Below are 16,583 nucleotides of genomic sequence, written 5' to 3'. Positions count from 1 at the left end.
CCTTTTCCACGGTGACCCCATGGTACGCATCCACCTCGCCATCGACCTCGAATACACGGTGCACCCGCCCGGTGCGGATTTCATCTTCAACGTGCAGGCCGCGCACGCCCCCCAGCAGACGGTGGTGTGGGAAGAACTGCAACTCAGCCAGCCCGTGCCCATGTCCATGAGTACGGACGCGCCCACGCGCACGCGCCTCCTGCGGCTGACGGCCTCGCCCGGGCCGCTGCAGTTGCGCTACCGCGCCACGCTCGACATCGCCCACCATGTGGCCGATCCCGACAGCGTGTTCGAGGTGCCGGTGGCGCAGTTGCCCCCTGATGCGCTGGCCTACATCTATCCGAGCCGCTATTGCCAGTCCGACTGTGTGACGGCGATGGCCACGCAACTCTTCGGCCACATGCCGCAGGGCTACCGTCGGGTGCAGGCGATCCAGCAGTGGGTGCAGAGCGAGGTGAAGTTCGAGTCGAACACCAGCAACTCCATGACCTCTGCACTGGACACCCTGAACGATCACAAGGGGGTGTGCCGCGATTTCGCCCACCTCATGATCGCGTTCTGCCGCGCGCTCAACATCCCTGCACGATTCACCACCGCCATCGACTACGGTGCCGATCCCTCGCTGGGCCCCACCGACTTCCATGCCTACGTGGAGGCTTACCTGGGCCACCGCTGGTACATCTTCGATCCATCGGGCACCGCCATTCCCATGGGCTTCGTGCGCATCGGGACCGGCCGTGATGCGGCCGACGCGTCCTTCGCCACGATCTTCGGCAGCGTGGCGGCGAGCGCGCCGCGCATCGACATCTCCGCGCAGACGGACGCCGGCAAAGGCTGGCAACTCCCGGTGCATCGGCCTGAAGGCCTGTCCACCGATTCGAGCCTGGGCTGGAGCCCGGTCGCCACCGCCTGAGGCTTGCTGGCCGGGGCCTTGTGGCCTAATAGGGGTTTTTCCAACTCTCTCAGGATCCTGTCATGGGCAACAAAATCGTCACCGAAGCCGACCGCAAGCGCACCCCCCGCCCCACGCCCGTTGCCGGCGTCTCCCTGACCTCGCCGGGCCGCGGCCAGCGCGTCAGCCTGGAACGCGGCGTGGCCACGCGCAGCAAGAAGAACCCGGGCAAGCGCTCCAAGAAGGGCGGCTGATCCCCGCCGGGCCGTTCCCGGCCTCCATGCAAAAGGCCCGCAATCGCGGGCCTTTTGCATGGTGAAGTCAGACCCGCTGGCGGTGGAAGCGCAGGAAGCGGCCCTTGTAGGCTTCGCCGTCTTCCAGTTGTCGATCGGCAGTGGTCATGCTGAGGACGAACCCCATCGCGGCCATGTCGCGACCGAAGGCGGCGCGGTTGCCCCGGTCGGGGTCCACGATGATGACCACGGCGGTGGGCGTGCTGTGGCGAAAGATGAACGCCGCCAGTTGCGCGGGCTGCTGGCGTTCGTAGAGCAGGTCGCTGCCCACGATGAGGTCGAAGCGCCCGAGCGCCGGGTTGTCGGTGGCCGCCGTGCTCTCCCAGTTCCCCGCCTGGTAAGGCAGGGGTCCCAGGCCATTGAGCACCAGGTTGTGGCGAAGGAACTCTTCGGTCAGGGGATGCCAGTCGCTGACCGTCACGTCGGCGCCGCGCCGGTGCATGACCAGGCTGGCCAGGGCGAGTCCCGCCCCGATCTCCAGCACCCGCAGGCCCTGCATGGGTTGGGTGAGCATGGCCAGCGCGAGCACGCGCGAGGAGGGCCACACCTGGCCGAAGTGCGCCCAGCCCGCCGGCGGCAGGCCCAGGTCGGCTGCGCGGTGATCGGTGTCGGTGAACTGCTGGCCGTCGCTGAGACGACGGATGTGCCAGTCTTCGCCGCCGAGGTTCAGGGTCTCGGTGCGGACCTGGTAGCCTGGCATGGATGGCTTTCGTGGGGGTTGTGGGCCACGGTACCATGCGCAGGCACCCAGCGGGTGGTGCGTCAGCGGGAGTTTTCACATGGGCTGGTTTTCCAAGGGCAAGGACGGCTTCTTCCTCAGCACCACCACGCTCGAAGGCGTGCAGCGTTCGCAGATGCTGGGCGTGGTTCACGGCGAGGCCATCATCGGCGCCAACATCTTTCGCGACATGTTCTCGTCGGTGCGCGACGTGGTGGGCGGGCGCGCGGGAGGCTATGAGCGTGCGCTCTCGGGCGCGCGCGATGCCGCCATGGAAGACCTCATCGAGTCCGCCAAGGAGATGGGTGCCAACGGTGTCATCGGCATCGACTTCGACTACGAGGTGCTGGGCGAGGCCAACGGCATGATGATGGTCTGCGTGAGCGGCACCGCCGTGAAGATGTAGCTCGGGTGCTCTGGTCGAGACCCCCGCTCCTGCTCAGTTCTCGACGTTCATCGCCGGGCGCGCCTGCACCTTCTGCAGCCACGCCAGTGTGGTCGGGTGAGAGGCCACGGGCGCGCCGATGTAGGCGCTGTAGCCGATGACCGAACCCACCACGAGGTCCACCAGCGAATAGGCCTCGCCCATCATCCAGGGCTGACGCCCCAGGCGGTCGTCGAGCAGGCCGAGCAGTTCATCCATGGCTTTTCGCGCGGCGGTGCCGTGCGCGTCGTCCGGCGTGCCAGCGTCCAGCGCGGCCTGCCGGCGCATGAGTTGCCCACCGTAGGTCACGTACGACCATGTGCACCACGACATGGCCTGCAGCCGCTCGGGCGTGCCTGCGGCGGGCCACAGGCCGCGATCCACGCCGAACTGCTCGCCGAGCCAGAGCTGGATGGCCAGCGCCTCGAACATCGGCGCGCCGTCGAAGCTGAGGGTCGGCACCTTGCCGTTGGGGTTGAGGGCCAGGAATTCGGGGCGTCGCTGTTCGCCGGTGCGAATGTCGACCTTCACGCGCTCGTGCGGCACGTCGAGTTCAACGAGGGACGACGCGATGGGGCTGGCGCTGGACATGGGGTGCCAGTAGAGAACGATGGACATGAAGAGCTCCTTTCAAGGGGTTGATGACCGTCCCGGCAGGGCACCGAGGCCGTGATGGCAATGTCGTCCACATTGCGGACAGTTTCTGCCCTCGATAAGAGGTAGAGTTGCAGGCATGCTGACCTCATCCTCACGCCTGCTACGCGTGCTTTCCCTGCTGCAGACGCGCAGCCACTGGGCCGGCCAGGAGCTGGCCGAGCGCCTGGAGGTGAACCCGCGCACGCTTCGCCGCGACATCGACCGCCTGCGCCAGTTGGGCTACCCCATCCATGCCAGCAGCGGCGTGGCGGGTGGCTATGCGTTTCGTGCCGGGCAGGCGCTGCCGCCGCTGCTGCTCGACGACGACGAAGCCCTGGCCGTGGCGATTGCGCTGCAGATCGCCGCCGCCGGCACCGTGAGTGGGGTGGAAGAGAGTTCGCTGCGGGCGCTGGTGAAACTGGGGCAGGTGATGCCTGCGCGTCTGCGTCGACGCATCGAGGCCTTGCGCGCGGCGATCATGCCCATCCAGCGCATGGGGCCCACGGTGGATGCCAACGTGCTGGCAACCCTGGCGGCTGCCTGCCGCGACCAGTTTCAACTGGGGTTTGCCTACCGCGATGGCAAGAACCGGAGCACGCAGCGCAACGTGGAGCCGCACGGCCTGGTGCACAACGGCACCCGCTGGTACCTGGTGGCGTGGGACCCGGCGCGCGACGACTGGCGCACCTTTCGCATCGACCGCGTGGAGGGTGAGCCGAAGACCGGCGCGCACTTTGCGCCGCGACCACCGCCTGCGGGTGAGCTGCGCGCTTTCGTGGAACACCCCGAGCAGGCGCGTGTGATGCTGCACCAGCCGCGAGACGTGATGCTGCAACGCATTCCACCATCGGCCGCCGTGCTCGAAGCGGTCGACGACCAGCGTTGCATCATGGTGTGCGCCGCCAACCAGCTTGACTCGCTGGTTTACTGGCTGATGGCCCTCGACGTGGACTTCGACGTCATTGAGCCGCCGCTGTTGAAGGAACGCCTGCGCGTGGCCAGCGAGCGCCTGTCGCGCAGCCTCAACCGCCTCGCAGCGCCCTGAGCAGCTTCTGGCCCGCGCGCCCGCTGGCTTCCTGCCCCAGGCGCTCCTGCTCGGCGCGGATGGCGGTGCGGCTCTTGTCGCCCAGCATGCCGTCCACAGCGCCGATGTCGTGACCGCGCTGGATCAGCAGCGTTTGCAGTTCGCGGCGTTCGGCGCGCGAGATGCCCGGGTCGTCGGTGGGCCAGGGTGTGGCGAAGGGGCCGGCGCCGCGCAGGCGGTCCGACAGGTGCGCGATCGCCAGGCCATAGCTCTCGGCCGCGTTGTAGCTGTAGAGCGCGTCAAAGTTTCGCATCACCAGGAAGGCGGGACCCTGCGGACCGGCCAGCGTGAGGAGGCCTGCACTCCCCGAGGCGGGCAACGCAGAGCCGTCCACGCGCTTCACGCCACGCGCGGTCCATTCGCTCATCGCGCGCTTGGTGCGCCTGCCTTCGCCCGCAGCGGAAAAGCCTTCTGGCAGCTTCACTTCGAAGCCCCAGGGCTGGCCGGTCTGCCAGCCCGCTTTCTGCAGGAAGTTCGCGGTGGAAGCCAGCGCGTCGGTGGTGCTGTCCATCAGGTCGGCCTTGCCATCGCCATCGAAGTCCACCGCCAGCCGTTCGAAGGTGCTGGGCATGAACTGCGTGTGCCCGAACGCACCGGCCCACGAACCCACCAGCCGCTCGGGAGCAATGTGCCCGGCCTGCAGGATGCGCAGCGTGGCGAAGAACTCGCCACGGAAGTACGCCTGGCGCCGGCCAAAGCACGAGAGCGTGCCGAGCGACTGCACCAGCGGCGATTTGCCGAAGCTCTGGCCAAAGTTGCTCTCCACCCCCCAAACGGCCACCACGGTGGCCGGGTCCACGCCGAATCGCTCGTTGACCCGCGCCAGCGTCTCGGCGTGCTGCGCCATGAGGGCTTTGCCTTGCTCCACGCGCTCTTCGTCCACCAGACCCGCCATGTAGTCCCAGATGGCGGTGCGGAACTCGGGCTGGAAGTTCAGCCGGTCGATCACGGTCATGTCGGGCACCAGGCCCTGCGTGTGCTGCGCAAAGGTCGCGTCCTGAACGCCGGCGGCGCGGGCAGGGGCGCGCAGGCTGTTCAGGCAGTTGTCGAATTCAGGATTGGGCGTTTGCGCCCAGGCGCTGGAGGCGACAAGGGCGGTGCCGAGGATCAGGGGGATGTGTCGGTTCATGTTTGTGGGAGTCGGATCGACGGGCTGCGGTTCGCCATGCCCGTGTGAGGAAATGTTCGAGATCACGCGGCCCAGGTGCTTCCGTGCTCGGGCACCAGCGCCTGCCAGCGAAGTTCGGTTTCGATGCGGTGGCGCAGGCGGTCGGCGGCTTCCATGTCCCCGTGCGTCACGAACACGCGGCGCGGCGGAGTGGGCAGCGAGCGCAGCCAGTCCACGAGCTGGCCGGCGTCGGCGTGTGCCGATGCCGCAGTGAGCTGCACCACCTCCGCGCGCACTGGAAGGTCCTGCCCGTGGATGCGCACCTGAGTTCCACCATTGGCCAGCGTGGCACCGCGCGTGCCGGGCGCCTGATAGCCGGTGAGGACCACCATGTTGCGGTGGTCGCCCAGTTGCTGCACGAGGTGGTGCAGCACACGGCCACCGGTGGCCATTCCACTGGCGGCCAGGATCACCTTGGGGCCGTGGCGTCTGGCGATGGCCTGGGATTCTTCGGCGTTGCGCACCATCGTCGCGACATGGCCCATGTCGTGGCACTGCTGCGCGCGCAGGCGGTGTTCGCCCAGGTGGCGGGCAAACAGCTCGGTGCTGTGGATGGCCATGGGGCTGTCGAGGTAAATGGGCAAAGCCTCTGGCAGGTCGCCCGTGGACTTCAGCTGCGCAATGGCGTGCAGGAGCGCCTGCGCCCGGCCCACCGCGAACACCGGCACCACCGCCGTACCGCCGCGGGCGGCCACGCGCTGCAGCGCAGGGCGCAGCTCGGCGAGCAGGTCTTCGTCAGGGTGTTCACGATCACCGTAGGTCGACTCACACACCACCACGTCGGCCGCTGGGGGCGCATCGGGCGCGAGCATGATCGAGTCGTCCGGGCGGCCCAGGTCGCCCGAGAACAGGATGCGCCGCCCACCCACCTCCAGCAGCACGCTGGCTGCGCCCAGGATGTGACCGGCGCCGTAGAAGCGCGCCGTCCAGCCCCGCAGCGGCTCGAAGGCCTGGTGCATGGGCACGGTGCGGAATCGCTTCAGGCTCTGCCGGGCCTCGTCTTCGGTGTAGAGCGGAAGTGCCGGGGAATGCTTCGAGAAACCCTTGCGGTTGGCGTAGGCCGCATCCTCTTCCTGGATGTGGCCGCTGTCGGGCAACAGGATCTGGGCCAGGTCCCGAGTGGCCGGCGTGGACCACACCTGGCCGTCAAAGCCGTCCTTCAACAGCAGCGGCAGGTACCCGCTGTGATCGAGGTGCGCGTGCGTGAGCAGCACTGCGCCGATGTCCCCGGGCGCCACCGGGAGAGGGTCGCGGTTGCGCAGGCGCAATTGCTTGTAGCCCTGGAACAACCCGCAGTCCACCATCAGGCATTGGCCGCCGTGCTCCACCAGGTACTTTGAACCGGTGACGGTGCCGGCGCCGCCGAGGAATCGGATGTGGACACTCATGCGGCGATCTTACGCCGCGGGTTTCTGGCCTCAGGTGAGTGCCGAGTCGAGGAGCAGCATGAACACGAACCCCGCCAGCAGCGTTGCCGTGGCCAGGGTTTCGTAGCCGCTGCGGTGCGTCTCGGGAATGATTTCGTGGCTCACCACGAACAACATGGCGCCGGCGGCCAGCGCCAGCCCGATGGGATAGAACGCCGGCACGCTGCCCAGCACCCAGAGACCGAGGATCGCCCCCAGTGGCTCGGCCAGCCCGGTGAGTGCGGCCACGCCCCATGCGCGTCCCGCGCTCTGACCCAGGGTGCGCAAGGCCATGGCGACGATGAGACCTTCGGGCATGTTCTGCAGGCCGATGGCCAGTGCCACCGAGGCGCCTGCCTGGGTGCCCGCCGAATCCTGCGCACCGGCGTAAGCCGCGCCCACGGCCAGCCCTTCCGGTACGTTGTGGATCAGGATGGCCAGCACCATCAGCTTGGCGCCTTGCGCCGCGCGGTCGGTGTGCATCGCTGCGTGCCCCTGCGCTGCGGGCGGCAACACCGCGTGCTCATGGGGTGTGAATCGGTCGATGGCCAGCATGAGCCCCATGCCGAGTGCCAGGCCGAGCCCGGTCAGCGCCGCTGCGCTGGTGCGGTGGCCAAGGAGCGCCTGGCCGGCGTCGAGCGACGGCAACAGGAGCGCAAACACAGCAGCCGCCAGCATGACGCCCGCCGAGAAGGACAGCAGGGCGGCCTCCTGCAGCTTGCTCACGCGTTGCACCAGGAACACCGGCAAGGCACCCACCGCAGTGGCCACGGCCGCCAGAAGCGAAGCCTGCACGCCGGCGGCCATGGCGCTGCCATGCCCGGCCGCATCCCACCACGCGCGGGTGGGCGCCCAGAACGTTCTGAGGGCCGCCAGTCCTGCCATCACGAGCAGCCCGGCACCCAGCGACAACAGGGCATTGCGCAACGCGTGCGCAGGAACCTTCAGGTCCATCGCCGGAACGGTCGCCCAGTCGGGGCGGAGTTGTCGAATCAGTTCGGTCATAGGGAGTTGCTCTGCAGTAGGAGGCGTTCAGTTTGATAAAGACTATCGAACAAGTCCAATCGATGTTGGCAATGGCGGAGATAGGGTCGAAGCGGACGGGCGAGAATGCAGCATGAAGTCTCTTCCCGGCCGGGACCCGCCTGCGCGCGGCGCCCTCAAAGCCTTCTTGCTGGCGCTGCTGGCCTTTGCATTCGCCATTCCGGCGCTGCTGGTCTCGCTCTATACCGTGGCTCGCTTCCGCATGCCCTACAACGAGGAAGGCCATCATTTCGATGGCATCGTGGTGCACCACGCGGGCAGCGAATTCTTCTATCTGCTGCTGTCCCTCGCCTTGTGGTCGATTGCCATCGCGGCGGGGGTTTTTGCCCGTCGATTCCATCGGCTTTCACGCAGCGGCTGAACAATTTGATCTGGATCGACCCCCATGAATCGAACTCCCTTCCTTGGCACCTTGTTTGCCGTGGCCTCACTCTTCGCCATGGGTTGCCAGGAGCGCACCGCCGAAGCGCCGCGCACCAGCCCTGCAGCGGCGCCTGCGGCCGCGAGCGCCGCCCCGGCTGCGGACCAGTGGCTCGGCAAGTGGAACGGTCCGGAGGGCACCTTTGTGCAGATCGCCGGTGGCAACGGCCAGTACGAAGTCACCGTCCAGAACCTGGACGGCCCTCGCACCTTCAAGGGCACTGCGGCGGGTGAACGCCTCGAGTTCGAACGCGACGGCGTGCGCGAATCGGTGCGCGCCACCGACGGCGCACAGACGGGCATGAAGTGGCTGAGCGAAAAGAAGGACTGCCTGACCGTGAAGGCAGGCGAGGGCTACTGCCGGGATTGAGTTCCCCTTTTTGAGGATTGACAGCAGGGCTGGCGAATCCAACGATGCGGGGCTGGCGTTGCTCAACGCCGTCGGGGAGTTTCCATGCCCAGCTATGTCGAACTCAAGCGCATCCAGAATCAGGAAGTGCGCCTGCGAACGGTCGCCGGCTTGAAGCGACTTCGCAGCGCACTGGCCCAGCAGGTGCCCACGCGCACCGCCAGCGATACCTTGCTGCTGGCCACCTGGAACCTGAGGGAGTTCGATTCCGGCAAGTACGGCTACCGCACGGACGAGGCGTACTTCTACATCGCCGAGGTGGTCAGCCGGTTCGACCTGGTGGCCATTCAAGAGGTGCGGGAGGGCTTGTACGCCTTGCAGCGCCTGCGCAGGTTGCTCGGCCCTTCGTGGGAATACATCGTCACGGACGTGACCCTGGGCACATCGGGCAATTCGGAACGTCTGGCTTACCTCTTCGACACGCGCAAGGTCAGCTTCACCGGCCTGGCTGCGGAACTCGTGCTCCCCGAATCCCGCGAGCCCGAGCCCCGGGTGGTGCAATTTGCGCGCTCTCCCTACGTGGCTGGCTTTCGCGTCGGCTGGGCCTATCTCACGCTGGTGACGGTTCACATCTACTACGGCCAGTCCGTCAAGGTCGACCCGCGTCGACTGGAAGAAATCGCGTCGTTCGGCAAGACGCTGGCCAAGTCGGCAGCCAAGTTCTCTGGCGCCCCGGTCTATGCACCAGAAGGAAAACCCACCCGGGACAACCTGCTCATCCTGGGCGACTTCAACATCTTCAATCGCAACGACGTCACCATGGAAGCGTTGACCAGCGCGGGCTTTGTGGTTCCGCCCGAGTTGCAGAACGTCCCTGGTTCGAATGTCGACAAGAGCAAGCATTACGACCAGATCGCTTACTACCGATCCCTCCAGGCTTTGAAGCCGCAGGGAAGGGCGGGCGTGTTCGATGTCTTCGAACAGGTCTACCGGCTTGAAGACGAGGCGCTCTACGCTGCACAGCGAGCCAGCCGGCCCGGCCGCAGTTTCAAGGACTGGCGCACCTACCAGATGAGCGACCACCTGCCCATGTGGGTGGAGTTCGGCGTGGACGACGCCGATGCCTATCTGGACTCGGTGACCTGACGCACCAGCATCGCCCCGGCGATGCCGTCCCGAGCGTCAACTGAAGAAGGACTTCGCCTTCTCGAACCATCCCTTGTCGTTCGGGCTGTGCTTGTGGCCGCCCTTCTTGAACGACTCGTCGAGTTCCTTGAGGAGCTTTCGCTGGTGCTCGGTGAGCTTGATCGGGGTCTCCACCGCCACGTGGCAGTACAGGTCGCCCGGGTAGCTGCTTCGCACACCCTTGACGCCCTTGCCGCGCAGGCGGAAGGTCTTGCCGCTCTGGGTGCCTTCGGGCAGGTCGATGGTGGCCTTGCCAGCCAGGGTGGGCACGTCGATCTCGCCGCCCAGGGCGGCCACCGTCATGCTCACGGGCACCTGGCAATGCAGGTCGTCGCCTTCGCGTTCGAAGATGTCGTGCTTGCGCAGGCGCACTTCGATGTAGAGGTCACCCGAAGGGCCCCCGTTCTGGCCCGGTTCGCCGTTGCCGGTGCTGCGGATGCGCTGGCCGTCGTCGATGCCGGCGGGGATCTTGATCTCCAGCGTCTTCTGCTTCTTGATCTTGCCCTGGCCGCTGCAGGTGGCGCAGGGCTCGGGAATGATCTTGCCGCTGCCGTGGCAGTGCGGGCAGGTCTGCTGCACGCTGAAGAAGCCCTGGCGCATCTGCACCGAGCCCTGCCCATGGCAGGTGGTGCAGGTCTTCACGCTGGTGCCGGGCTTGGCGCCAGTGCCCTTGCAGGTTTCGCAATCGTCCCACGAGGGAATGCGGATCTGGGTTTCCTTGCCGGCTGCCGCTTCCTCGAGCGAGATCTCCATGGCGTAGGAGAGGTCGGCGCCGCGGTACACCTGGCGCCCGGCGCGCTGGCCGCGTGCGCCACCGAAGATGTCGCCGAAGATGTCGCCGAACGATTCGGAGAAGCCGCCGAAACCTTCGGCGCCGCCCGGCCCGCGCATGTTGGGGTCCACGCCGGCGTGTCCGTACTGGTCATAGGCCGCCTTCTTCTGCGCGTCCGAGAGCATTTCGTAGGCCTCTTTGGCCTCCTTGAACTTCTCTTCGGCGGCCTTGGCCGCATCACCCTGGTTGCGGTCGGGGTGGTGCTTCATCGCCAGCTTGCGATACGCCTTCTTGATTTCTTCGTCCGAGGCGTTCTTGGGCACGCCCAGCACTTCGTAAAAATCGCGTTTTGCCATGGTCAGTTGCGGTTCGGTTGAAACACGAACGCCGCGTCAGGTTGCCCGGACGCGGCGAACAGTCAGCAAGCGGGCTATCGATCAGCCCTTCTTCACTTCCTTGACTTCGGCATCGACGACATCGTCGTCCGCCGGCTTGCTGCCACCCGCCTGGGCTTCAGAGGCCCCCGCGGCAGCGGCCTGCTCGGCCTGCGAGGCGGCGTACACCTTCTCGCCCAGTTTCTGGCTGGCCGACATCAGCGCCTCGGTCTTGCTTTCGATGGCTTCCTTGTCCTCGCCCTTGGCGGCCTCTTCCACGTCCTTCAGTGCGGTCTCGATGGCTTCCTTTTCGGCCGCATCGAGCTTGTCGCCATGTTCGCTCAGGCTCTTCTTCACGCTGTGCACCATGGCTTCGGCCTGGTTGCGGGCCTGCACGAGTTCAACCTTCTTCTTGTCGTCGGCGGCGTTGAGCTCGGCGTCCTTCACCATCTGCTGGATCTCGGCCTCGGACAGACCCGAGTTCGCCTTGATGGTGATCTTGTTTTCCTTGCCGGTGCCCTTGTCCTTGGCGCCCACGTGCAGGATGCCGTTGGCGTCGATGTCGAACGACACCTCGATCTGAGGCATGCCGCGCGGCGAGGCTGGAATGCCTTCCAGGTTGAATTCGCCCAGCAACTTGTTGCCCGATGCGATCTCGCGTTCGCCCTGGAACACCTTGATGGTCACGGCCGGCTGGTTGTCTTCGGCGGTCGAGAAGGTCTGTGCGAACTTGGTCGGGATCGTGGTGTTCTTCTGGATCATCTTGGTCATGACGCCACCCATGGTCTCGATACCAAGGCTCAGCGGGGTCACATCCAGCAGCAACACGTCCTTGCGGTCACCACTGAGCACCTGGCCCTGGATGGCAGCACCCACGGCCACCGCCTCGTCGGGGTTCACGTCCTTGCGCGGCTCCTTGCCGAAGAACTCCTTCACCTTCTCCTGCACCTTGGGCATGCGCGTCATGCCGCCCACCAGGATCACGTCGTGGATGTCAGAGGCGCTGATGCCGGCGTCCTTGATGGCCGTGCGGCAGGGCGCGATCGTGCGTTCGATCAGCTCCTCCACCAGGGCTTCCAGCTTGGCGCGCGTGAGCTTGATGTTCAGGTGCTTGGGGCCCGAAGCGTCAGCCGTGATGTAGGGCAGGTTGATGTCGGTCGCAGCGGAGGAGGACAGCTCGATCTTGGCCTTCTCGGCGGCTTCCTTCAGGCGCTGCAGGGCCAGCACGTCCTTGGACAGGTCCACGCCCTGTTCCTTCTTGAACTCGGCAATGATGTGGTCGATGATGCGCTGGTCGAAGTCTTCACCGCCCAGGAACGTGTCGCCGTTGGTGGAGAGCACCTCGAACTGCTTCTCGCCATCCACATCGGCAATCTCGATGATGGACACGTCGAACGTACCGCCACCCAGGTCGTACACGGCAATCTTGCGATCGCCCTTTTCCTGCTTGTCCAGGCCAAAGGCCAGGGCGGCAGCGGTGGGTTCGTTGATGATGCGTTTCACGTCCAGGCCGGCGATGCGGCCAGCATCCTTGGTGGCCTGGCGCTGGGCGTCGTTGAAGTAGGCAGGAACGGTGATCACGGCCTCGGTCACTGGCTCGCCCAGGTAGTCCTCGGCGGTCTTCTTCATCTTGCGCAGGATGTCCGCGCTGACCTGCTGGGCCGAAATCTGCTTGCCGCGCACTTCCACCCAGGCGTCGCCGTTGTCGGCGGCCACGATGGAGTAGGGCATCAGGTTGATGTCCTTCTGCACTTCCTTCTCGGTGAACTTGCGGCCGATCAGGCGCTTGATCGCGTACAGCGTGTTGCGCGGGTTGGTCACGGCCTGGCGCTTGGCCGAAGCACCCACCAGCACTTCGCCGTCTTCCTGGTAGGCCACGATCGAGGGCGTGGTGCGCGCGCCTTCGGCGTTCTCGATCACCTTGGTGGTGTTGCCTTCCATGATGGCCACGCACGAGTTGGTGGTGCCCAGGTCAATGCCGATGATTCGTCCCATGTTGTAACTCCGTCTGGAAAAGTGAATGTGTGAAAAACGATGTGGGGAAGGTGTGGATAACCGGTGGGTATTTCAAGCCCGCCTGTGGATCATTTCGGTGCAGCCACCGTCACGAGGGCCGGGCGGAGCACGCGGTCGGCAATGAGGTAACCCTTCTGCAGCACGGTGACCACGGTGTTGGCCTCCTGGTCGGCCGGCACCATGCTGATGGCCTGGTGCTGGTGCGGGTCGAACTTTGCGGCCACGGCGGGGTTGATCTCCAGCACCTTGTGGCGTTCCAGCGCGCTCTTGAGCTGCTTGAGCGTGGCTTCGGTGCCCTCGCGCAGCTGGTCGCGCGTGGCGTCGGCAATCGCCAGGCCGGCCTCCAGGCTGTCGGCCACGGCCAGCAGGCTGTCGGCAAAGCTTTCCACCGCGAACTTGCGTGCCTTGGCGACTTCTTCCTCGGCGCGGCGACGGGCATTCTCGGCCTCGGCCTTGGCGCGCAGGAACTGGTCAGCCAGATCGGCGTTCTGGGCCTTGAGCGTGGAGAGCTCCTGGGTCAGGGCGGCCTGGGCATCGGCCTCATCGGCGGCCTCGGCAGCCAGCGCCTCTTCAGGGCTCACGGGTGCATTCGGGTCGGGCTGTGCGGGTGGGTTGGGGGTCTGGCTCATGGATCTCTGAAGTGCGTGAAAACTCGGGGCCAAAGAGGCCGTGGACGACAGTTGGGGGCTCGCGACCCGGATTCAAGGGAGTGGGTGGCCGTTTTGCCACCGGTTGGACAGGCGACCGGCGCGCTGGGCCGCGGTGTGTCCGTGCCGGGGTGGAAACCACCCCAGGGGCGTGATTTTAAGTCCCGAGCGAATGCAGGTGAGCGGTGGAAGCCGCCACCCGCGCCTGGTGCTGCGACCACTTGCCCGCGAACTGCTGCACTTCCTGCAGGCGTCGGGCGAGGTCGGCGCCCTGGGACGTGAGCCGGTAGCCGCTGCCGGCGTGGTCCACCAGGCGGGCCGCCCGCAGCTCTTTCAGTCGGGTATTGAGCGTGTTGGGCGTGACGCCACCCACGCTGTCCTGCAGGAGCCGGAAGGTCTGCGGGTGGCCGTCGCTCAGGGCCCAGATCACGCGCATGGCGTAACGCGATTCCAGCAGGTCGAAGAGCTGGATCACGGCGGCGTTGTCCTTGACGGTCATGGGGGCTCCGTGCGGCTCGAAGGGAGCATTCCACTATAGGCAGGAAAACCGCGTGCTACCAGTTTGCTAGCTGCGTGCACTGCAGCAATGTGGCTTAAAGATCAATGATCCGGATTTACCCGGATTGCCATCAGGCCAGCAGCCCTGCGAGCCACAGATACAGGGGAATGCCGAGCAGGATGTTGAAGGGAAAAGTGACCCCCAGGGCTGCCGCGATGGAGAGCCCCGCATTCGCCTCGGGCAGGCCAATGCGCATGGCGGTGGGCGCTGCGATGTAGCTGGCACTCGCCGCCAGCGTGGCCATGAGCGCCACCCCGCCCACGCTCAGGCCCAGGAGCTTTCCCATCACTGCACCCGCGACCGCCAGCAACAGGGGCAGAACGGTACCCAGTACCAGCAGGCGCACGCCAAAACGGCGCACCTCCGCCAGGCGCTCCCCCAGCACCAGACCAAGTTCCAGCATGAACAAGGCGAGGACGCCCTTGAAGGGGTCGACGAACACCGCCTTGAGTGGGGCGGTACCGGCTTCCCCCATGACAGCGCCGATGGCCAGCCCGCCGGCGAGCAGCATCACCGACGGGCCCGCCAGCACATCCCGAGACAGATGGCGCCAGTCGACAGGGCCCGCGCCACCGCGGCGCGCCAGGAAGATGGCCGACAGCAAGGCCGGCGCCTCCATCAAGGCCACCCAGAGCGCTGCATGGCTCTCGTAGCCGACGCCCTTCTGTTGCAGGTGGCTGGTGGCCACTGCGAAGGTGACGACGCTGACCGAGCCGTAGTGCGCCGCCAGGCTGGCGCTGTCCACCCCCGAAAAGCCCAGGCGGCGCAGCAGCGGAACCGCCGCGAACGGTACGGCCAGGCTGAATCCGAGGCAGGCAAGCACCTGTGGCAGCAATTCCTGAAGCGGCTGGCGGCTGATCTCCACGCCGCCCTTGAGCCCGATGGCGAGCAGCAGATAGATCGACAGCGTTTCGTACAACGCCTGCGGAACCTTGAGTTCACTGCCCGCCAGGCGGGCGGCCAGGCCGAGTCCGAAGAACAGAACGACAACATCCACGGACATGATTTCCCTTGACTCAGATTCCCTGATGCAGGGCACCACTGTAGTCAGCTGTTGATTCGAGAAAAATTCGGATCTACGCTCCAACACATCGAATAAACCGATGCATTCACATGAATTACAAGCACCTCCACTACTTCTGGACCGTGATGCGCACGGGGAGCATCGCCCGCGCCAGCGCCCAGTTGCACCTGACACCCCAGACCCTGAGCGGGCAGATCAAGCAGCTGGAGGAGCGCCTGGGCAAGCCCTTGCTGCGCAAGGCCGGGCGAGGCCTGGAACCCACCGACGCAGGCCGCATGGTGCACAGGTTCGCGGACGACATCTTTTCTATGGGGGCCGCCATGCAGGAGGCCTTGCAGGCGGGGCAGGAGGGGTTCGGGCAAGGCAGCTTTCGCGTCGGCGTGGTGAATTCGGTTCCCAAGTCCATCGCCTGCCATGTGCTGGAGCCGGCCTTGGAGACAGGCGAGCGCAGCCGCCTGATCTGCGTCGAGGGCAAGCTCACGCCCCTGCTGGCTGAACTGGCTGTGCATCGGCTCGACCTGATCGTCTCCGATGTGCCGCTTCCTGCCGGGCTGAGCGTGAAGGCGTTCACCCATCTGCTGGGCCGGACGGGTGTGTGCTTCTTTGCGTCGCCTCACCTGCTCAAGCGCGAAGGGCTCACGCTGCGGCAGGCCCGTTCCCGGTTTCCGCGCAGCATTTCCGGGCTGCCCTGGCTCATGCCGAGTTTCGATTCCGTGCTTCGCCCCCGCCTGGAGGCATGGCTGAAGGACGAAGATGTGTCGCCCAGCGTGGTCGCTGAGTTCGACGATGGCGCCTTGACGAAGGCGTTTGGCCGTCAGGGCTTCGGTGTGTTCGCCGGCCCGGCCATCCTGGCCCATGAGATTGAAGCGCAGTACCAGGTGGTGCAACTCGGCGCCGCAGACGACCTCATGGAGGAGTTCTATGCCATCTCGATCGAGCGCCGAATTTCCAACCCCGCGGTGGCGGCCATCACCGATGCCGCGCGTCGTGAGCTGTTTCCGAAACGCTAGCGCGCAGCGTTCAGCGCCGGTAGACCTTGCGCAGCAGCTCGATGAGCGTCTGCAACTCGACAGCCGAGAGACGACCGGCAACTTCCTGTTCCAGCTGGCTGGCGGTGGATTGCGCGTCGCGGTAGAGCCGCTGGCCTGCGGCGGACAGGTGCAGGCCCTGAGCGCGGCGGTCTGTGGGGTGAGGCCTGCGAACGATCAGGCCACGCTTGTGCAGGCTCTTGACCATGCCCACCAGGTTGGGCGGCAGGATGTCGAGCGCGGCGCAGATCTGGCGCGAGGTCACGCCCGGGTTGTGGGCCACGACCGACAGCACCGAGAAATCCACCGGCCGCATGCCGTAGGGCTCCATGCGGCGCAGGAACACGGCGATCACCGCCAGCGCGGTGCGCCGGGCGTTGTAGCCCAGCAGGGACTCGAGGTAGCTGGTGTCGATCTCGTTGGGCTCGGTCGCGCCCACCGTGTCATGGCCCAGCGCGCGTTCGGCCTCGGCGACGGATTTCCTGCGCGGGCCGCGGGGACGGCGCAGGGCATTGGCAATGGAGGTCTCGGGCATGGTTCGAGG

19 protein-coding genes are annotated in these 16,583 nt (G+C 66.2%); 8 read left to right on the top strand and 11 right to left on the bottom strand.

The features are described from left to right. Positions 1 to 19 precede the first annotated feature (19 nt). Both ACTIEY_RS00305 and ACTIEY_RS00300 read left to right on the top strand, forming a co-directional pair. A complete protein-coding gene (locus ACTIEY_RS00305) occupies positions 20 to 913 on the top strand; it encodes a transglutaminase-like domain-containing protein (protein WP_439517151.1) in 894 nt (297 codons plus the stop codon). A gap of 62 nt (positions 914 to 975) precedes the next feature. Beyond that, positions 976 to 1,146, top strand: a complete 171-nt coding sequence (locus ACTIEY_RS00300; protein ID WP_439517150.1) for a hypothetical protein — start codon at positions 976 to 978, stop codon at positions 1,144 to 1,146. Between the two features lie 67 nt (positions 1,147 to 1,213). Here the strand turns inward: ACTIEY_RS00300 and ACTIEY_RS00295 are convergent, their stop codons facing one another. Further along, on the bottom strand, positions 1,214 to 1,885 hold the full coding sequence (locus ACTIEY_RS00295) for a class I SAM-dependent methyltransferase (RefSeq protein ID WP_439517149.1): 672 nt from the start codon (positions 1,883 to 1,885) through the stop codon (positions 1,214 to 1,216). Positions 1,886 to 1,964: 79 nt separating this feature from the next. Between ACTIEY_RS00295 and ACTIEY_RS00290 the strand changes: the two genes are divergently transcribed. After that, positions 1,965 to 2,309, top strand: a complete 345-nt coding sequence (locus ACTIEY_RS00290; RefSeq protein WP_439517148.1) for a heavy metal-binding domain-containing protein — start codon at positions 1,965 to 1,967, stop codon at positions 2,307 to 2,309. Between the two features lie 33 nt (positions 2,310 to 2,342). Here the strand turns inward: ACTIEY_RS00290 and ACTIEY_RS00285 are convergent, their stop codons facing one another. Further along, positions 2,343 to 2,945, bottom strand: coding sequence for a glutathione S-transferase family protein (locus ACTIEY_RS00285; protein ID WP_439517147.1), 603 nt, complete (start codon positions 2,943 to 2,945; stop codon positions 2,343 to 2,345). 115 nt (positions 2,946 to 3,060) lie between these two features. On the opposite strand from ACTIEY_RS00285, the gene ACTIEY_RS00280 reads away from it, so the two are divergent. Continuing rightward, the gene (locus ACTIEY_RS00280; RefSeq protein ID WP_439517146.1) at positions 3,061 to 4,008 is read left to right on the top strand and encodes a helix-turn-helix transcriptional regulator; all 948 of its coding nucleotides are present in this window, start codon (positions 3,061 to 3,063) and stop codon (positions 4,006 to 4,008) included. Here the strand turns inward: ACTIEY_RS00280 and ACTIEY_RS00275 are convergent. The 3 genes from ACTIEY_RS00275 to ACTIEY_RS00265 form a co-directional block, all read right to left on the bottom strand. Continuing rightward, positions 3,986 to 5,176 carry a lytic murein transglycosylase gene (locus ACTIEY_RS00275; RefSeq protein ID WP_439517145.1) on the bottom strand — a complete coding sequence of 397 codons (1,191 nt, stop codon included), beginning with the start codon at positions 5,174 to 5,176 and terminating at the stop codon, positions 3,986 to 3,988. The two genes, ACTIEY_RS00280 and ACTIEY_RS00275, sit on opposite strands and share 23 nt — an antisense overlap. Before the next feature lie 62 nt (positions 5,177 to 5,238). Next, a complete protein-coding gene (locus ACTIEY_RS00270) occupies positions 5,239 to 6,603 on the bottom strand; it encodes an MBL fold metallo-hydrolase (protein WP_439517144.1) in 1,365 nt (454 codons plus the stop codon). Between the two features lie 30 nt (positions 6,604 to 6,633). Further along, positions 6,634 to 7,626, bottom strand: coding sequence for a ZIP family metal transporter (locus ACTIEY_RS00265; protein WP_439517143.1), 993 nt, complete (start codon positions 7,624 to 7,626; stop codon positions 6,634 to 6,636). 112 nt (positions 7,627 to 7,738) lie between these two features. On the opposite strand from ACTIEY_RS00265, the gene ACTIEY_RS00260 reads away from it, so the two are divergent. From ACTIEY_RS00260 to ACTIEY_RS00250, 3 genes are all read left to right on the top strand, one after another. Further along, entirely contained in the window at positions 7,739 to 8,026 is a 288-nt protein-coding gene (locus tag ACTIEY_RS00260) for a hypothetical protein (RefSeq protein WP_439517142.1), read from the top strand. Positions 8,027 to 8,050: 24 nt separating this feature from the next. Then, on the top strand, positions 8,051 to 8,455 hold the full coding sequence (locus tag ACTIEY_RS00255) for a hypothetical protein (RefSeq protein WP_439517141.1): 405 nt from the start codon (positions 8,051 to 8,053) through the stop codon (positions 8,453 to 8,455). Between the two features lie 84 nt (positions 8,456 to 8,539). Beyond that, a complete protein-coding gene (locus ACTIEY_RS00250) occupies positions 8,540 to 9,580 on the top strand; it encodes an endonuclease/exonuclease/phosphatase family protein (protein WP_439517140.1) in 1,041 nt (346 codons plus the stop codon). Positions 9,581 to 9,616: 36 nt separating this feature from the next. On the opposite strand, the gene dnaJ is transcribed toward ACTIEY_RS00250, so the two are convergent. From dnaJ to ACTIEY_RS00225, 5 genes are all read right to left on the bottom strand, one after another. Beyond that, positions 9,617 to 10,747, bottom strand: coding sequence for a molecular chaperone DnaJ (gene dnaJ / locus ACTIEY_RS00245; protein ID WP_439517139.1), 1,131 nt, complete (start codon positions 10,745 to 10,747; stop codon positions 9,617 to 9,619). An 81-nt stretch (positions 10,748 to 10,828) separates the two neighbouring features. Continuing rightward, a complete protein-coding gene (gene dnaK / locus ACTIEY_RS00240; protein ID WP_439517138.1) occupies positions 10,829 to 12,760 on the bottom strand; it encodes a molecular chaperone DnaK in 1,932 nt (643 codons plus the stop codon). Between the two features lie 89 nt (positions 12,761 to 12,849). Further along, positions 12,850 to 13,410 (bottom strand): nucleotide exchange factor GrpE, encoded by a 561-nt coding sequence (gene grpE / locus ACTIEY_RS00235; protein ID WP_439517137.1) that lies wholly within the window; start codon positions 13,408 to 13,410, stop codon positions 12,850 to 12,852. A 175-nt stretch (positions 13,411 to 13,585) separates the two neighbouring features. Further along, positions 13,586 to 13,927 (bottom strand): winged helix-turn-helix transcriptional regulator, encoded by a 342-nt coding sequence (locus tag ACTIEY_RS00230; RefSeq protein WP_439517136.1) that lies wholly within the window; start codon positions 13,925 to 13,927, stop codon positions 13,586 to 13,588. A gap of 130 nt (positions 13,928 to 14,057) precedes the next feature. Then, the gene (locus tag ACTIEY_RS00225; protein WP_439517135.1) at positions 14,058 to 14,984 is read right to left on the bottom strand and encodes a sodium-dependent bicarbonate transport family permease; all 927 of its coding nucleotides are present in this window, start codon (positions 14,982 to 14,984) and stop codon (positions 14,058 to 14,060) included. 116 nt (positions 14,985 to 15,100) lie between these two features. On the opposite strand from ACTIEY_RS00225, the gene nhaR reads away from it, so the two are divergent. Further along, complete coding sequence (nhaR, locus tag ACTIEY_RS00220) at positions 15,101 to 16,021, top strand: transcriptional activator NhaR (protein ID WP_439517134.1); 921 nt, start codon at positions 15,101 to 15,103, stop codon at positions 16,019 to 16,021. 10 nt (positions 16,022 to 16,031) lie between these two features. On the opposite strand, the gene ACTIEY_RS00215 is transcribed toward nhaR, so the two are convergent. Further along, positions 16,032 to 16,574 carry a MarR family winged helix-turn-helix transcriptional regulator gene (locus ACTIEY_RS00215; protein WP_439517133.1) on the bottom strand — a complete coding sequence of 181 codons (543 nt, stop codon included), beginning with the start codon at positions 16,572 to 16,574 and terminating at the stop codon, positions 16,032 to 16,034. Positions 16,575 to 16,583 lie beyond the last annotated feature (9 nt).

The organism is Hydrogenophaga sp., from assembly GCF_051858985.1.
Taxonomy (GTDB): Bacteria; Pseudomonadota; Gammaproteobacteria; order Burkholderiales; family Burkholderiaceae_C; genus Hydrogenophaga.
This window is presented reverse-complemented; position numbering and strand designations above follow the sequence as displayed.

What these genes read in the sequence shown, in the direction of transcription:
- ACTIEY_RS00305 (WP_439517151.1), top strand. Translation starts at nt 20, where the DNA reads ATGGTACGCATCCACCTCGCCATCGACCTCGAATACACGGTGCACCCG.
- ACTIEY_RS00300 (WP_439517150.1), top strand. Translation starts at nt 976, where the DNA reads ATGGGCAACAAAATCGTCACCGAAGCCGACCGCAAGCGCACCCCCCGC.
- ACTIEY_RS00295 (WP_439517149.1), bottom strand. Translation starts at nt 1,885, where the DNA reads ATGCCAGGCTACCAGGTCCGCACCGAGACCCTGAACCTCGGCGGCGAA.
- ACTIEY_RS00290 (WP_439517148.1), top strand. Translation starts at nt 1,965, where the DNA reads ATGGGCTGGTTTTCCAAGGGCAAGGACGGCTTCTTCCTCAGCACCACC.
- ACTIEY_RS00285 (WP_439517147.1), bottom strand. Translation starts at nt 2,945, where the DNA reads ATGTCCATCGTTCTCTACTGGCACCCCATGTCCAGCGCCAGCCCCATC.
- ACTIEY_RS00280 (WP_439517146.1), top strand. Translation starts at nt 3,061, where the DNA reads ATGCTGACCTCATCCTCACGCCTGCTACGCGTGCTTTCCCTGCTGCAG.
- ACTIEY_RS00275 (WP_439517145.1), bottom strand. Translation starts at nt 5,176, where the DNA reads ATGAACCGACACATCCCCCTGATCCTCGGCACCGCCCTTGTCGCCTCC.
- ACTIEY_RS00270 (WP_439517144.1), bottom strand. Translation starts at nt 6,603, where the DNA reads ATGAGTGTCCACATCCGATTCCTCGGCGGCGCCGGCACCGTCACCGGT.
- ACTIEY_RS00265 (WP_439517143.1), bottom strand. Translation starts at nt 7,626, where the DNA reads ATGACCGAACTGATTCGACAACTCCGCCCCGACTGGGCGACCGTTCCG.
- ACTIEY_RS00260 (WP_439517142.1), top strand. Translation starts at nt 7,739, where the DNA reads ATGAAGTCTCTTCCCGGCCGGGACCCGCCTGCGCGCGGCGCCCTCAAA.
- ACTIEY_RS00255 (WP_439517141.1), top strand. Translation starts at nt 8,051, where the DNA reads ATGAATCGAACTCCCTTCCTTGGCACCTTGTTTGCCGTGGCCTCACTC.
- ACTIEY_RS00250 (WP_439517140.1), top strand. Translation starts at nt 8,540, where the DNA reads ATGCCCAGCTATGTCGAACTCAAGCGCATCCAGAATCAGGAAGTGCGC.
- dnaJ (WP_439517139.1), bottom strand. Translation starts at nt 10,747, where the DNA reads ATGGCAAAACGCGATTTTTACGAAGTGCTGGGCGTGCCCAAGAACGCC.
- dnaK (WP_439517138.1), bottom strand. Translation starts at nt 12,760, where the DNA reads ATGGGACGAATCATCGGCATTGACCTGGGCACCACCAACTCGTGCGTG.
- grpE (WP_439517137.1), bottom strand. Translation starts at nt 13,410, where the DNA reads ATGAGCCAGACCCCCAACCCACCCGCACAGCCCGACCCGAATGCACCC.
- ACTIEY_RS00230 (WP_439517136.1), bottom strand. Translation starts at nt 13,927, where the DNA reads ATGACCGTCAAGGACAACGCCGCCGTGATCCAGCTCTTCGACCTGCTG.
- nhaR (WP_439517134.1), top strand. Translation starts at nt 15,101, where the DNA reads ATGAATTACAAGCACCTCCACTACTTCTGGACCGTGATGCGCACGGGG.
- ACTIEY_RS00215 (WP_439517133.1), bottom strand. Translation starts at nt 16,574, where the DNA reads ATGCCCGAGACCTCCATTGCCAATGCCCTGCGCCGTCCCCGCGGCCCG.